At 41.4% G+C, this 13904-nt stretch carries 13 protein-coding genes; 7 read left to right on the forward strand and 6 right to left on the reverse strand.

From position 1 onward, the window contains the following. Nucleotides 1-160: 160 nt before the first annotated feature. Nucleotides 161-595 (forward strand): hypothetical protein, encoded by a 435-nt coding sequence (locus NSS80_RS03110; RefSeq protein WP_024426725.1) that lies wholly within the window; start codon nt 161-163, stop codon nt 593-595. A 30-nt stretch (nt 596-625) separates the two neighbouring features. Here the strand turns inward: NSS80_RS03110 and NSS80_RS03115 are convergent, their stop codons facing one another. The 3 genes from NSS80_RS03115 to NSS80_RS03125 form a co-directional block, all read right to left on the reverse strand. Next, nucleotides 626-976: a DUF4064 domain-containing protein gene (locus tag NSS80_RS03115; RefSeq protein ID WP_025092751.1), complete on the reverse strand. Its 351-nt coding sequence runs from the start codon at nt 974-976 to the stop codon at nt 626-628. 138 nt (nt 977-1114) lie between these two features. Continuing rightward, complete coding sequence (locus NSS80_RS03120) at nt 1115-1582, reverse strand: hypothetical protein (protein WP_217967492.1); 468 nt, start codon at nt 1580-1582, stop codon at nt 1115-1117. Nucleotides 1583-1705: 123 nt separating this feature from the next. After that, nucleotides 1706-2380: a hypothetical protein gene (locus NSS80_RS03125; RefSeq protein ID WP_034622189.1), complete on the reverse strand. Its 675-nt coding sequence runs from the start codon at nt 2378-2380 to the stop codon at nt 1706-1708. 209 nt (nt 2381-2589) lie between these two features. On the opposite strand from NSS80_RS03125, the gene NSS80_RS03130 reads away from it, so the two are divergent. Both NSS80_RS03130 and NSS80_RS03135 read left to right on the forward strand, forming a co-directional pair. After that, a complete protein-coding gene (locus tag NSS80_RS03130; RefSeq protein ID WP_024424478.1) occupies nt 2590-2958 on the forward strand; it encodes an RlpA-like double-psi beta-barrel domain-containing protein in 369 nt (122 codons plus the stop codon). Nucleotides 2959-3031: 73 nt separating this feature from the next. Further along, on the forward strand, nt 3032-4081 hold the full coding sequence (locus NSS80_RS03135) for a hypothetical protein (protein WP_317222171.1): 1050 nt from the start codon (nt 3032-3034) through the stop codon (nt 4079-4081). 214 nt (nt 4082-4295) lie between these two features. Here the strand turns inward: NSS80_RS03135 and NSS80_RS03140 are convergent, their stop codons facing one another. The 3 genes from NSS80_RS03140 to gabP form a co-directional block, all read right to left on the reverse strand. After that, complete coding sequence (locus tag NSS80_RS03140) at nt 4296-4667, reverse strand: carboxymuconolactone decarboxylase family protein (protein ID WP_056767484.1); 372 nt, start codon at nt 4665-4667, stop codon at nt 4296-4298. Nucleotides 4668-4941: 274 nt separating this feature from the next. Then, nucleotides 4942-6474 carry a multicopper oxidase domain-containing protein gene (locus NSS80_RS03145; RefSeq protein WP_024426720.1) on the reverse strand — a complete coding sequence of 511 codons (1533 nt, stop codon included), beginning with the start codon at nt 6472-6474 and terminating at the stop codon, nt 4942-4944. Between the two features lie 97 nt (nt 6475-6571). Beyond that, on the reverse strand, nt 6572-7960 hold the full coding sequence (gabP, locus tag NSS80_RS03150; protein ID WP_024424482.1) for a GABA permease: 1389 nt from the start codon (nt 7958-7960) through the stop codon (nt 6572-6574). 482 nt (nt 7961-8442) lie between these two features. Here gabP and NSS80_RS03155 point away from each other — a divergent pair, with 482 nt between their 5' ends. From NSS80_RS03155 to NSS80_RS03170, 4 genes are all read left to right on the forward strand, one after another. Then, the gene (locus NSS80_RS03155) at nt 8443-9342 is read left to right on the forward strand and encodes a cation diffusion facilitator family transporter (RefSeq protein WP_034282879.1); all 900 of its coding nucleotides are present in this window, start codon (nt 8443-8445) and stop codon (nt 9340-9342) included. A gap of 102 nt (nt 9343-9444) precedes the next feature. After that, the gene (locus NSS80_RS03160; protein WP_041116029.1) at nt 9445-10407 is read left to right on the forward strand and encodes a MoxR family ATPase; all 963 of its coding nucleotides are present in this window, start codon (nt 9445-9447) and stop codon (nt 10405-10407) included. Then, nucleotides 10404-11594, forward strand: coding sequence for a DUF58 domain-containing protein (locus tag NSS80_RS03165; RefSeq protein WP_041116031.1), 1191 nt, complete (start codon nt 10404-10406; stop codon nt 11592-11594). The genes NSS80_RS03160 and NSS80_RS03165 overlap by 4 nt, the downstream gene beginning before the upstream one ends. 9 nt (nt 11595-11603) lie before the next feature. Beyond that, entirely contained in the window at nt 11604-13808 is a 2205-nt protein-coding gene (locus NSS80_RS03170) for a transglutaminaseTgpA domain-containing protein (protein ID WP_081124045.1), read from the forward strand. Nucleotides 13809-13904 lie beyond the last annotated feature (96 nt).

The following is a 13904-nucleotide window of genomic DNA, read 5'->3' on the forward strand; positions in this document are numbered from 1 at the left end:
TGTAAATCAACAAAAAATGATAAAAATAGAAAATAATTGTTTTGGAGAGTTTTTTATAAACCAGTTAGCTTAAAATTACATAAAATCCACTTCTTGTGACTTAAAACGAACTTAAATTTCCTTATAATAGAATTATTATAAGGGATTGGGAGTGATTGAGATGGAAGGTTCGTCTATAAAGACGGTTAATAGAGAGGATCAACATGAATTCTTGTTTCTGAATATATCTTCAAATACAGTTGGGGCTCTTTCAAAGGAATCTGCTGAGAGGATTCTAAGTGAGAGGGATACCGATGAAATACACCAATTGATGTATGTTCCTATTGAAATTCATGAAGACCTCAAATGGCTGATTCATTCTTTGCATAAAGCCATCATGGATGAAAAAGATGTACGTGTCGTTCTTGAATTGGCTGATCTACTCTATTTCTTTGTTGTCCCTGCTTACAAAGAAGAATTGATGAGCCAAGAAGATTTGTCACACATGGTGAATGATATATTATTTATGTTGGATCTTTGGACAGATGAAAACATAATAGAGTTAGTTGATGCCATTCAATATGAATTACAAAGAGTAGAGAGAAAAGGCTTGTAGAGCAATCTCTACAAGCTTTATTCTCTATTTTTATGCAGTTGTGTTATTGACGACAGGCTCTTTTCTAAACACGCCCATGCAGCCTGCAATGATGATTAATACAGCTGGAAGGATGAAGAACATAGAAATAGAAATAATGCCGCCTACAGCAGATACTAATAATAAAATTCCACCAAGCTTTGCTTTTTTCTTTACAATGACAGATGAGACAATGGCAAGAATAGAGAAAAGCATTGCTGCCCAGCCTAATCCTGTAATTTCACTCGTGCCTGAATCGCTAAATGCTGCATCGATTCCTCCGAAAGCAAGAGCGAACATTGCGCCGAAAAATCCAAAAATACCTCCAATTAAACCTAAAACAAATTCAGTTGTTCTTTTCATGATACTTTCCTCCGATATGTAAATAAGAATTATTGGTACTTAAGAACCAACACAATCTTACTAATCGGCATTCTTTTCATAAAGTTAATAGTTTTGTTAAAAAAAACAAGAAAATCCATAAAGGATTTTCTTGTCCAATTATTGGGCTCTTTCCCAAGTGATTTTTGTTTCATTTGTTGTTTTCGTTCCCTTTGCCAGCACTTTGCCGTTTTCTTGTTTCACGGTGATGTTTAGGTCATAGAAGGAATAGAGGGCGCCGAGGCTGTCATTTTCCGGTTTATGAAGATTGTTTTCTTTTTCAGTGGATGCTCCAATGGCCAGCGTTTTTGCAAAGTTTAAACCGATGACTTCAGCGTAATCACTATTGGTATCAGAGGAAGCCGTTACGTTTAAAGAAATGACTTTTTTCTTTTGATCCACGGTGATGTCAGTGTCTTTGATGAGCTTAGACTGCTCCATTACTTCTTTTGTTTCTTTTTGAATGCGCTCATTAATCGTAGGAAGTGCCTTAGATTCTGGTTTTTGTTCTTTTGTCGTATTTGAGCAAGCTGCTAGAATGGAGAGACTTGCAACTAGACTCATGAAAACAAGTAGACTTTTTTTCACGTTCGTTCTCCTTTTTTCTTCGAATGATGTATGTTTATGTTACCACGAATCCTTGTTTTGATTAAAAGAGAAGTGTTGATAAGCTGTGAACAATAAAAAGCACCCAAGGAGGGTGCTTTTTTCTTATTGTGCTGAAAGGCTTGTACTTAATGGGATAGAAGAAATGACGGTGAATTTAGGAGCTGCGGCACCGGATTCTAAATTTTTACGTAAAAGTGACGATTTGATTGACCCGTCCCAATTTTTATAGACACTTCCTGATGTATTTGCACGAAGCTGTACATTCGAAAAGCTTGCTTGTGAATAGCTGTTTGCTCCATTATCCTGTACGCCATGTACCATTTTGACAACATCAAGGTTTTTCAGACGGCTAGGGTTGTAAACAGGCTGCTTATAGCGCAGTTTCCCATTGACATATAGTGACACCGTACCATCACCATTGTTGATGAGCTTTAGGTTGACACGTGCGCCATCTTTAATACTTGTATCGTATTCGCTGTTCCAGTATTTACTGCCGCCTTGTGAGCCGCTGCCTAGAAAAACCTTGTAGCCAGAAGCCGTTTTTGAAATACCGCTCTCTACAACGGCAGAGCCGAGACCGAGATACCAATCAGCATAACCGTTTTTAATGGTGGCTGTTTTCGGCAGGACAATATCAGCAGAGATACCTGACCATTTGGCTTCATCCGTTTGTGTCACAATGGCGCCGTGACGAGGACTAGCCGCTGAGGCAGGAAGACTTGAAAACATCAAAACGAAGGCCAAACTTACAATCAAAACGGTGAAACACTTTTTCATGAAAATTCCCCCTTAAATTTGATTCACTTTTATTATATAAAATGAAAGAGGGGGGCTGCTTACCATGTTCTGACTGTTTATGGTAGTATTTATGAACTTTATCGGTCATAAAGTGGTCAACTTGTATTTGAATTGTAATGTGTCTGTAAAATAACTGGGTTCATCTTCATGTATAATGAGTGCAGAAACCAAAAACGGAGGATTTCTTAATGAATAAAAAGCTTATCACGACAATCGTAACAGTAGCTAGTTTATTTTTAGCATTCAGTTTCTCACATGGAGCAAGTGCAAAAAAAGTAAGCGGCAATATTACTTGGTACAATGGTGTCGGCAAAAAAGGCGCAGATGGAAAAAAACTCGGTCATTGGGATGCAGCAACTAAAATGGGCTTTGACGTACCGAAAAAAGGTACAAAACTAAGAGTGACAACAAAAGCGAAACCACATAAAGTGATTACAGTATATAAATATGATGTAGGCAGAATGCCAAATGCTGTATTAGACGTAAGTCCAAAAGCATTCAAAGCACTTGGGTATAAAACAAGTAAAGGTGTCGTAAAAGGGCATTACACTTATTAATACATAGGCATGCAAAGAAGCGGGAAAAGTTCATTTTCTGGCTTCTTTTCTTGTAGAGAGGGTCTGAAAGGCAATGAAAAAATCAACATGGTGGATCATCACAGTCATTGGCGTCGCAGTGATTGCGGCAGTTATTTTCTTCATGATGAAGCCTGAGCAAGAGGCGAAACATACAGGAAAAGTCAAAACAAATCAAGATGCAAAAGACGAATTGCTCGTTTCATTTACAGATCAAAAGTTAAACAATACTTATTACTTGCATGATCGGGCGCTTCATACGGAGAAACTGACAGCATATCCTTCGATTGCTTATGATTCTACGAAACAAGTTTTATATTACACGTATACGGATGAAGACACGCAAAAGGTGAGTATTCGGGAATTAAATGTGAAATCTGACGAAGAAAAAACACTGTTTACGAGTGACGATTCTATCGACAGTATGAGGCTGTCTGGTGACGGAACGAAGTTATTTCTAAGGTATAACAAGGATTCTGGAGAGCAATTTTATGTCGCATCTTTTGATTTGAACACACACAAAATGAAAGAGCTGTATCCGGAAAAAAGCAAGGATGATACGGTGAGTTCTTTTGCATATGATCCGACTTCAAATGATTTGGCGATCCAGCATTATTCTTTAAAAGAAGATTATCAAAAAACCGATGAAGCGAATGAAAAGGGCAGAGATCCTGAACCAACAACCATGAAAATCACCCTTCAAACAGGTAAGAAGGGGAAACGCATTGCACGTATCTCACAAACGATCAATGATATTTCATTTTCTCCAGATCATAAGAAATTGATTTATACAGAAGTAAAGGTTCGTAAAGAAAAAGAAATATCCTCGATTAAGTTGCTTGATGTAGAAACAGGAAAAACAACGACACTCGTTAAAAACAGCCAGAATGTCCATATTTTAAGTGCTGCACAGCCGCAATTTTCTACGGACGGGTCGTCTGTTTATTTCTTAGGTGTTGCAAAAAACGCAGAAGAATTAAAGGATGACACCGGACGAAAGGCGAAGGTAAGAACGATTTTTGAATACAATATGAAGAAGAAAACGGTGGAAGCCGCTTGGGAGAAGGATGGCGGAATTGTTAACAATTTCACTGTCAATCGATAAAGGAAACGTTCAGTTATTTATATAACTGGACGTTTTTTTATTTTGTCACTTGAAATGCTGGAGAAATGGTGGATTTATAGATGAAAAATCAATTTTTAAGCAGTGATACGAGGGCTATTTTCATATTTTGCTTATGTGACAGAGGAAAAGAAAAAGAGTAATATGAGTGAACATAAAAAAACGAGAGGACTGATGACATCTCGTTTTCTCTGTTTTATTTGTTTTCATCTAATAAGTTTTGAAAGATAAACAGGGCATTAATGGAGTGAGGAAAGCCAGCAACCTTTGTACAGTGTTTAATAATCTCCATAATCTCTATAACAGAAAGTCCGATATGTAATGCTTGTTCAAAATGAGTCTTTAACTCTTCATCACAATTGCCTTTTGTGATGAGGGAAGATAATGTGCTGATGGCCTTTTGTTTTTCATCTAATATGAAGTGATTGAATTCTTTTTGTTCACTGAGTTCAATGGTTAGTTGTTCAATGTTTGACCGAATGCTCTCGTTTTCATAAATTGAAAGCTTCTCTCTGTTACCTGCCGCTGTTTCTTGTTTGACCTGGCAAGTCTCTTTTTCTTCATTCAAATTGAACTCCTCCGTTTTTTATCGCAATTTTCCATTTGTTCGTTCATTATGGCTTATGTGCCTTTTGATAGATGTAATGGGTATATAGTAGTATTATCGGTTGCTGCGTCAACTTTTTAAGTATGGAACGCTCTTCAAAGGAATGATTCATGCGATTTATTTTTCCATGTTGAAATGGATCATAAAAGGGCTAATGACTGGATGTCCGTTAGCCCCTTTGTAATCAGCAGTTTCATACAAGTTATACGCATTTGGCGGAAGAGTGGTTTCATTTTTACTGAATGATATCCATCGGCCTCATCATGTCATAATCTTCATGTTCTAAAATATGACAATGCCACACATACCGGCCGCTGTATGGAACAAAACGAGCAACGATCCGAATGACTTCACCTGCATGCGCCTGAATGGTGTCCTTGTAGCCTTGTTCATGTAAAGGAGGCGCTTCGTTTGGTCCTGTATACACGATTTCTCCTGTCGATTGATAGACTTCTGTATCAAATGGTCTTCTGTCTAAAACCCTAAATTGAACAAGATGCAAATGAATAGGGTGTGTACCCCTGGTTGGATTGACGATAGACCATACCTCTAGACTGCCAAGACGAGGATTTTCAGTGACAGGATCATTCCAAAAATGGTTATCGAGCAATAGGATAGGGCGGCCGTATTTATCCTGTGTGCCGGTAAGTGTGAGTTTACGCTCTCTATCAGCTCGACTTGGCCGAAGCGGTGGCAGCGGTTTGAAAATCGGACGTAATGTCTTAGGTACTCTCCCTTTTAGTGGACGTGTGACTTTGAATTGCATAATGTTCGCATCTGTTTCAGGGTTCACATCCTGTCCGCAGCCGGCTGTATTTTTGAGAGTGATCGTTTTGTTTTCGTAAGCTGAAAAGTCGATGATGACATCGAAACGTTCAGCAGGCGCGATGCTAAAGGATTGATGGCGAACGGGTCTTGGCAAAAAGCCCCCATCGGAACCGATTTGCAAGATTGTAGCGTCGTTATCTAGATGCAGCTCGTAAGTTCTAGTATTGGACGCATTTAAAATACGAAAACGGTATTTTCGCGGCTCTACTTCTAAATACGGCCATACTTTTCCATTGACTAAAATTGTTTCTCCACAAAAAAAGGGCACGATGGATGGGTCTGGTATGTCACTGTCCTCTGGTGTGTCGTTTGGTCTGCTAGGATAAAACAGTGAACCATCTTCCTGAAACGTCCGGTCCATAATCATTAAAGGAATGTCGTAGTCATCTTTCGGCAGCTCTAAAGACTTTTCAAATGCATCTGAAATCAAATAAAACCCAGCTAAACCGGCATACACATTTAGTCGTGTCAATGCCATGGCATGATCGTGATACCACAATGTGCAGGCTTGCTGATGATTTGGGTAGACGTAAGTCTCCCTTTCAAAAAAAGGACCGGTTGCTTCAAAGTCCCGTGAAAACCAGGCCTCTGGGTAGCCGTCACTGCTTGCTGGTGTGACGCCGCCATGCAGATGAACGACTGTTTTCACCTCTGGTTCATCGTGATGACCGGAGTGGATGGTGTGATCGACAGGCAGAAAATGTTTCAATGGCAATTTGTTCATCCATTTCACTTTGACCTTTTCATTTCGATTAGCTTTAATGGTTGGTCCAGGCAAGCTGCCATTATAGGTCCATAGCTTGGTTGGGGGCAGGTCTCTATGAACTTTTAAGAATACCTCCTCCATAGCAATTTCATAATACGTTTGTCTTGGGTTCTTTTTGACGGGCTCCGCGACTTCTGGAATTGGAAGCTCGTCAACAAATTTTTCTAGGTTCATGTTGACTAATCCTCACTTAAATTCAATTTGATACAGTATAAGTGCGGACATCCAAATAGGTGAATAAAATAAAAAAACCCGCTTTTCAGCGGGAGAATTAAGGGTGTTTATTTTCAAGCGCCGCATTTGCAGGCACTTTTTTATTCGGTTTAAAGATGAAATAAGCAGCCAGTACGCCAAAGGTAATGATACTCGTCAAAATGAGCTGTGGCCGCATGGATTCGATAAACAGCATCGATGCCAAGATGGCGCAAATGACCAAAATGGTAAAGTACGTGAGGTATGGGAACAGCCACATTTTGATTTTGAGCTGTTCTGGATTTTCTTTTTCGATTTTGCGTCGCATTCTTAATTGTGAAACGGCAATGACCAAGTAAACAAGAAGGGCAATGGCACCAGATGCGTTGACTAAGAACAAAAAGATGGTTTCAGGATAAAAGTAGTTCATCATGACGGCAATGTAGGAAAAGAAGGTACCTGCGACTGTAGCCGCTACAGGAACACCACGTTTGCTGATTTTCATAAAGCGTTTTGGCGCTTCGCCTCTTTCTGCTAATGAATAAAGCATTCTGGACGTTGTGTACAAGCCGGAGTTTAAACAAGATAGAACAGCTGTTAAGACAATGACGTTCATGACTTGAGCGGCTGATGGAACACCAATGTATTCTAATACCGCAACGAACGGGCTTGTTAAAATACTTGCGGAATTCCAAGGAAGCAAGGTGACAACGACAGCAATTGATCCGACATAGAATACGATAATACGCCATACAACAGAGCGGGTGGCTGTCGTCACAGATTTGACTGGGTCTGCTGATTCACCGGCCGCTATGGCCACAATCTCCGTTCCCATGAAGGAAAAGATGACGACGACGATTCCGAGTAACACAGAGCTGAATCCATTTGGAAGAAAACCGCCGTTCCCTGTTAGATTGGCAAGACCTGAAGTATGATGACCGCCAAAACCAAAGATAAATGCAAAACCAATGAGTAGAAAGAGAATGATGCTGACGACTTTAATTAATGAAAACCAATATTCAAATTCGCCAAAAGATTTAACAGAAAAGATATTTGTTAATGTTAAGAGGATTGTGAGGATAAGGCTTGTGAGCCAAACAGGTGCATCTCCATACCAATATTGAATAATGGCAGCACCGGCAATGGCTTCGATGGCGATGACGATCACCCAGAAGAACCAGTAAAGCCAGCCGATTGTAAACCCGGCCCATGGACCGATGGCATCGCTCGCATATTGTGAGAAAGAACCGCTTGTCGGATAGGCACATGCCATTTCTCCAAGCATTCTCATAATAAAGATCACCAGAAGTCCGGCAAAAGAATAGGAAAGAATGGATCCAGGCCCTGCAGAATGAATGACAGCGCCGCTACCAACAAATAGCCCTGCCCCAATGACCCCAGCAATGGAGATCATCGAAATATGTCTTGTTTTAAGGTTTTTTTGAAGACCGTTTGTCATGTTGGACATTTCTTTACCTCCAAACATTTCTCATGAATAGAGAATTTGTTTTTAGAATATTTTAAATTTTATCATACTGAATTGTCATTCAGCATTGGACAGGTTATCAAACTGACATTTCAAACCTCTTAACATGATGTTAAAAAGTAGAAAGGATTTGAGAGATTATGTTTCCTCTTTTCCCTCTGTTTATTTTTAAAATAGCATAAAAAAGGAAGGAGGGAAGTTGTGTCCCAAAATAAAATTATTCTGATAATTTATCCAAGTAGAGTGATTTGACGATATGTCCATTTCGAAGAGAAATGGAAAAAGGTTGATAAGAGTAGGTCTTGAGGTCATTTGACCTTGTAAAAATAAGTTTACTTAGGTCAACACATTTCTATTTATCCTATTTTGCTGACATAAGCGAATCATGTTGCTGTAGACCCACACGGGTTTTGCTTTGTAAGATAAATAATAGAAAAGTGATGTGTGAGGAGGCGCGGTTCAGCATGGAGCGCTATAACGAATTAAGACAAGGTGAAACAGGTGCTTGGGTCAGCATCATTGCCTATGTGATCTTATCTGCGGTCAAACTCATTATTGGGTATGTGTTTCATTCAGAGGCTCTTTCAGCAGATGGATTGAATAACACGACGGATATTATTGCATCCCTTGCTGTGTTGATCGGGCTGCGTATTTCTCAAAAGCCGCCTGATGAAGATCATCCGTATGGTCATTTTAGAGCGGAAAATATTGCGTCTCTTGTGGCTTCCTTTATCATGATGCTTGTTGGGCTTCAGGTTTTGCTGAGTGCAGGCAAGTCGCTCTTCTCATCTGAGCATCAAACGCCGGATATGATCGCGGCTTGGACAGCAGCAGGAAGTGCTGTTGTGATGTACGGTGTGTATATCTATAATCGCAATCTGTCCAAACGGATCAATAGCCAGGCTCTTCATGCGGCAGCTGCTGATAATAAATCAGATGCGTATGTAAGTATTGGCACATTTGTAGGAATTATGGCTTCTCAATTTCAGCTGGCATGGATTGATACGCTTGCAGCGTTTGTCATTGGCTTAATTATTTGTAAAACTGCGTGGGAGATTTTCAGAGATGCCTCTCATTCGTTAACAGACGGTTTTCATATAAAAGATATGTCTAAATATAAAGAGACCATTGAAGCAACACCAGGAGTGGGCGATTTAAAGGATATAAAAGCGCGTTATCTTGGAAGTACAGTCCATGTGGATGTAGTGGTTGAGGTCGAGCCTAACTTGAACATAGCAGAAAGCCATGATATTGCAGATGAAATTGAACGTAGAATGAAGCAGGAGCATGATATTTTACACTCTCATGTTCATATGGAGCCAGCAAGTGAGCCGAAAGAAGAGAAGAAGTCTTTTCCATCGTGAGAAGGCTTCTTTTTTATATGTGCTGATGTTATATGCAAATGCGCGTTGTATGGTAAAGTTAGACTATATGAAATTTGACAGAAACGTGATAGGAGGATCAGGATGGCATTTGATGAACCGATGCATTCAGATTTACAAAAAATCGTAGATAACATCAATAAAGTCATGGTTGGGAAAAAAGATATTGCGATATTAAGCCTTGTTGCGATTTTGGCGAAGGGGCATGTGCTGCTAGAGGATGTGCCTGGTGTAGGGAAGACGATGATGGTTCGTGCTTTGGCAAAATCCATTGGCTGTGAGTTTAAGAGAATCCAATTCACTCCTGACCTTTTGCCTTCAGACGTAACAGGCGTGTCGATTTACAATAAAAAGACAAATGAATTTGAATTTAGGCAAGGGCCGATCATGGGGCAGATTATTTTGGCTGATGAGATCAACCGGACCTCTCCTAAAACACAATCAGCATTGCTTGAAGCGATGGAGGAAGGCAGTGTCACAGTGGACGGAGAAACGATGCCGCTTGCGGATCCTTTTTTCGTCATGGCGACACAAAACCCAGTGGAATATGAAGGGACGTATCCGCTGCCAGAAGCGCAAATGGACCGGTTTTTATTCAAGCTGCAGATGGGATATCCGACCATGCTCGAGGAGCTGGAGGTGCTCAACTTGCAGGAGAAGCAATCCCCGATTGATACGCTCCAAGCTGTCATGACAAAGGATCATATCCATGCGTTGCAGCAGGCTGTTCAGACCATTCATGTGGATGCATCCATTAAAGAATATATTGTTGAAATTGCTCAAGCGACGCGTAAACATCCATCTATTTATCTAGGTGTAAGTCCAAGGGGATCGATCGCCCTGATGAAAGCGGCACAGGCGTATGCGCTTTTGAATCAGCGTGATTATGTGATTCCTGATGATGTACAGTATTTGGCGCCTTATACATTACCGCATCGTATGATTTTGACATCAGAAGCGACATATGAAGGGAAGAAGGCGGAGACACTGCTGCGACAAATGCTTGAGCAAATTGGCGTGCCAGTTCAAAAGTCGATGACTCAATGAAGTCACGTCATCGTGTAGCAATTTCATTATGGTTAAGGGTGATGATGCTCATCATTCTCACTGCGGCAGCCTTTTGTTATGCCATGTTTCAGGGAGGGTTTGTGAGCTGGTTCCTTTTTTATGCATTTTTACCATATGCTTTGTATGCTTTGCTGTTTGCACTCGTTCCGCTGCGCGCGACGGCCAAGAGGACATTACAGCAAACCCGCTTGAAGGCGGGAGATGTGCTGTCCGTTGACCTTGAGATCAAGCGGACACATCCATTTCCGTACGTTTACGTCATGATAGAGGATGCTCCGCCAGACACCTTTCACTTACAGGAACAGATTGAAATGAAGCAAATGCTCTTTCCTTGGTTTCGGAAAACTTGGCGATTTTCCTATCAATTGAATGATGTCATACGGGGAGAGCATCATTTGACAGCCGTTCGAATTAAAACGGGTGATATGTTTGGGTTTGTTGAAAAAGAAATCATCATTCCGTTAGAGAAGAAGCTGCTTGTCTACCCCAAAGTGCTGGATATCCCGGTGGAGCCTGCTGAGTCAGTGAGTGAAAATGGAGGCAAAGCGGTTCACTCGTGGTTAAATGAACCGGCCCATGTAACAACAGGCGTACGGGAATATCAGCAAGGAGACCGTTTTGCTTGGGTGGACTGGAAGACAACGGCCAGAAGAGGCCAGCTGATGACGAAGGAATTTGAACAGAATCAAGCAAAGGACCTTGTCGTGTTTGCTGATTTTACTGATCAAGCTGTTTTTGAAACAGTCGTCTCTATTACAGCATCTGTTCTTCAAACGGCTGTGAAAAAAGGCGTGCCGTCAGGTCTTGTCCCTCTAGGAGATCAGCATGCCTTTCGAGTCGATCAAGGAGAACTTCATTTACAGGACATGCTTTATTATTTAACAAGGGTGCAGCATCAGCCTTCCCGCGCACTAGAATATAAACCGTTAGCAGCGAGTGAGTACCAGCACTCAGGAAAATATGTCGTCACGGGTCAGCTGCAGGAGGAGCTTGCGACAAGTCTTTTTGGAAATCGAAACAGAAAGAACATCACCGTGCTTTTAGTGAAGAAAGCCGTTGACCATTTGACGACAAAAGAAAAACAGCTTGTAGACCGGCTCAAGGCCTCTGGAATACGCATCACCCTTTTATTTGAAGACCGGCTGCACGAAAGAACTGTGAGGTGACAAACATTTATGCTGCATACGCATCTGCGGCAAAGCCGTTTTGAATTGTTCATCTATTATGCTGTAGCTTTTCTGCTGCTATGGGAGTGGCTTCGTCCACTTCAAGATTTTACAGAGACGAGCCATACGTCTTATTTCATCATTTTTATCGGGCTTACGTGTTTGTTTACGTTCTTTCGTCTGAAGTGGTATGTGACGTTTCCTATTTGTGCTGGACTGATTTTGCTCGCCTTATATTTGATCTTTTATCAATCAGCGCCAGGCTATCCGGCTGCTTTGTTTGCTGATATCAAGGATAATATCATGTTAATGAGCATGGGCATGTGGAGTGACATGTATCCGTCTTTCCGCACATTGTTGTTTTATATTTTGCTGTGGCTGCTTGTCTATTTGCTTCATTATTGGGTGGTCTATCAGCAGCGTATCTTTTTCTTTTTACTGATGACGATTGTATATGTCACGATTCTTGATACGTTTACGCCATATGATGCGACCTTTGCGATCGTTCGTATTATGGTATTTGGCTTTTGTTTGCTTGGATTGCTGTATTTCGATCGACTGCGTTCGGCTGAGGGCGTTCGGGTGTCACAGAAAGCACGTCTAAAGTGGTTTTTGCCCATGCTGGCGTTTGTCCTTCTATCAGCATCACTCGGCGCTTCTTTGCCAAAGTCTGATCCGAAATGGCCTGATCCTGTCCCGTTTTTTAAGGCAGTGACGAATCAAGATGGGACAGCCGGGCAGAATAAAGTGGGATATAGTGCAGATGATTCGGCGCTAGGCGGACCATTTAGTGAGGACCGCACACCTGTCTTTAAATGGAGCGGAAAGGAGCCGTCTTACTTTCGTGTAGAAACAAAAAGTATTTACACAGGAAAGGGCTGGGAGGATGCTTCAAATGATACGAAGTCTACTCGGTTAAAGGACGACACTGTGCCGAATCGGTGGTTTACTGAGCGAGTGAAAACAGAGGTACATGAAACGAGAGTCGATATGGAATCGAACTATCGATTTAATCATGCCGTCTATCCGATTGGTACGATTACACTGACGCCAATGGAAAATATTCCGCTGCAAATCATGGGCAAAACGGAGAAAATTGTCCCGTCTATGCAAAACCCACCTAAAAATTTAGGGAACTATCAAGTCAGCTTTTTATCCCCTACATTTATCCTGGAGGATTTACAGAGAATCAAAGTACCGACAAAGAAGCAGGTGAATCAGCAGGTTGGCCGTGAATACTTGCAGCTTCCATCCTCACTCCCAGAGCGTGTGAAAACTTTGGCAAACAGCTTAACGGAAACGAAGGACAATATGTATGATAAAGCCAAAGCAATCGAGGATTATTTAGGATCTGCGAAGTTTTCATATGAAACGCAAAATGTCGCTGTGCCTGGTCGTAATGAAGATTATGTGGATCAATTTTTATTTGATACGATGATCGGCTATTGTGATAATTTTTCAACCTCTATGATTGTGATGCTTCGATCGATCGGGATTCCGGCGAGATGGGTGAAAGGGTATACGTCTGGCCAGTTATATGAAACACAAATGGATGGAAACAATGTGTATGAAGTGACCAATAACAATGCGCATTCATGGGTAGAGGTTTATTTTCCAAATAGAGGTTGGGTCACCTTTGAACCGACAAAAGGATTTACAAACCCAGAGACATTTACGAATGAAGCCGTTTCAAGCGATCAAACGGATGATCAAAAGGAAGAAGAAGATCAGTCTAGTTCTGATGCAAGTGAAGATCAGCAGCAAGACAAGCCGCAGCAGCAGGAGACAGAGCAGCCGGCACAACCAAAGGAACAAACAGCGCAGGCAAAGCCAAATATGGTGCATGTTGGTTGGGTTGTAGGTTATGCGGCAGGAGCTATTGTCCTGCTAGGATTCATCAGCTGGATGCTTTATCGATTCAGAACAAGATGGCTGCCATTCTTTATTGTAAGAAAGGTGAAACGTCTGCCAGAGGATGAAGCATTCTTCTATGCGTATGCAGCTCTATTAAAGCAGCTGGGGCGCAGAGGAATCGAGAAAAAGCCAGGTATGACGCTAAGAGAATTCGCTTCGTTGATTGATGAGAAGGATGGAGACCATCATATGTCAGAGCTGACGCAGCTTTATGAACGTGCGCTCTACCGGCGAGAGGATGCGTCGGCGCTTTGGCAGCAATCGGCAAAGTTATGGGAAAATTTAATAAACAGGAGATAGTCTTGACCGCGTACCTTCCTGTTGTTAGAATAGGTGAATATTAAAACCTTCTAAAATACATGAAATTGAAGCGTTCGGATGTGAGTCTGGGCGCTT

The sequence above is a fragment of the Bacillus sp. FSL M8-0350 genome (genome assembly GCF_038593345.1).
Lineage (GTDB): Bacteria > Bacillota > Bacilli > Bacillales > Bacillaceae > Bacillus > Bacillus safensis.

Bases quoted from the DNA above. Each gene is read 5' to 3' on its own strand.
- NSS80_RS03110 (WP_024426725.1), top strand. From the start codon at position 161: ATGGAAGGTTCGTCTATAAAGACGGTTAATAGAGAGGATCAACATGAA.
- NSS80_RS03115 (WP_025092751.1), bottom strand. From the start codon at position 976: ATGAAAAGAACAACTGAATTTGTTTTAGGTTTAATTGGAGGTATTTTT.
- NSS80_RS03125 (WP_034622189.1), bottom strand. From the start codon at position 2,380: ATGAAAAAGTGTTTCACCGTTTTGATTGTAAGTTTGGCCTTCGTTTTG.
- NSS80_RS03130 (WP_024424478.1), top strand. From the start codon at position 2,590: ATGAATAAAAAGCTTATCACGACAATCGTAACAGTAGCTAGTTTATTT.
- NSS80_RS03135 (WP_317222171.1), top strand. From the start codon at position 3,032: ATGAAAAAATCAACATGGTGGATCATCACAGTCATTGGCGTCGCAGTG.
- NSS80_RS03145 (WP_024426720.1), bottom strand. From the start codon at position 6,474: ATGAACCTAGAAAAATTTGTTGACGAGCTTCCAATTCCAGAAGTCGCG.
- gabP (WP_024424482.1), bottom strand. From the start codon at position 7,960: ATGTCCAACATGACAAACGGTCTTCAAAAAAACCTTAAAACAAGACAT.
- NSS80_RS03155 (WP_034282879.1), top strand. From the start codon at position 8,443: ATGGAGCGCTATAACGAATTAAGACAAGGTGAAACAGGTGCTTGGGTC.
- NSS80_RS03160 (WP_041116029.1), top strand. From the start codon at position 9,445: ATGGCATTTGATGAACCGATGCATTCAGATTTACAAAAAATCGTAGAT.
- NSS80_RS03165 (WP_041116031.1), top strand. From the start codon at position 10,404: ATGAAGTCACGTCATCGTGTAGCAATTTCATTATGGTTAAGGGTGATG.
- NSS80_RS03170 (WP_081124045.1), top strand. From the start codon at position 11,604: ATGCTGCATACGCATCTGCGGCAAAGCCGTTTTGAATTGTTCATCTAT.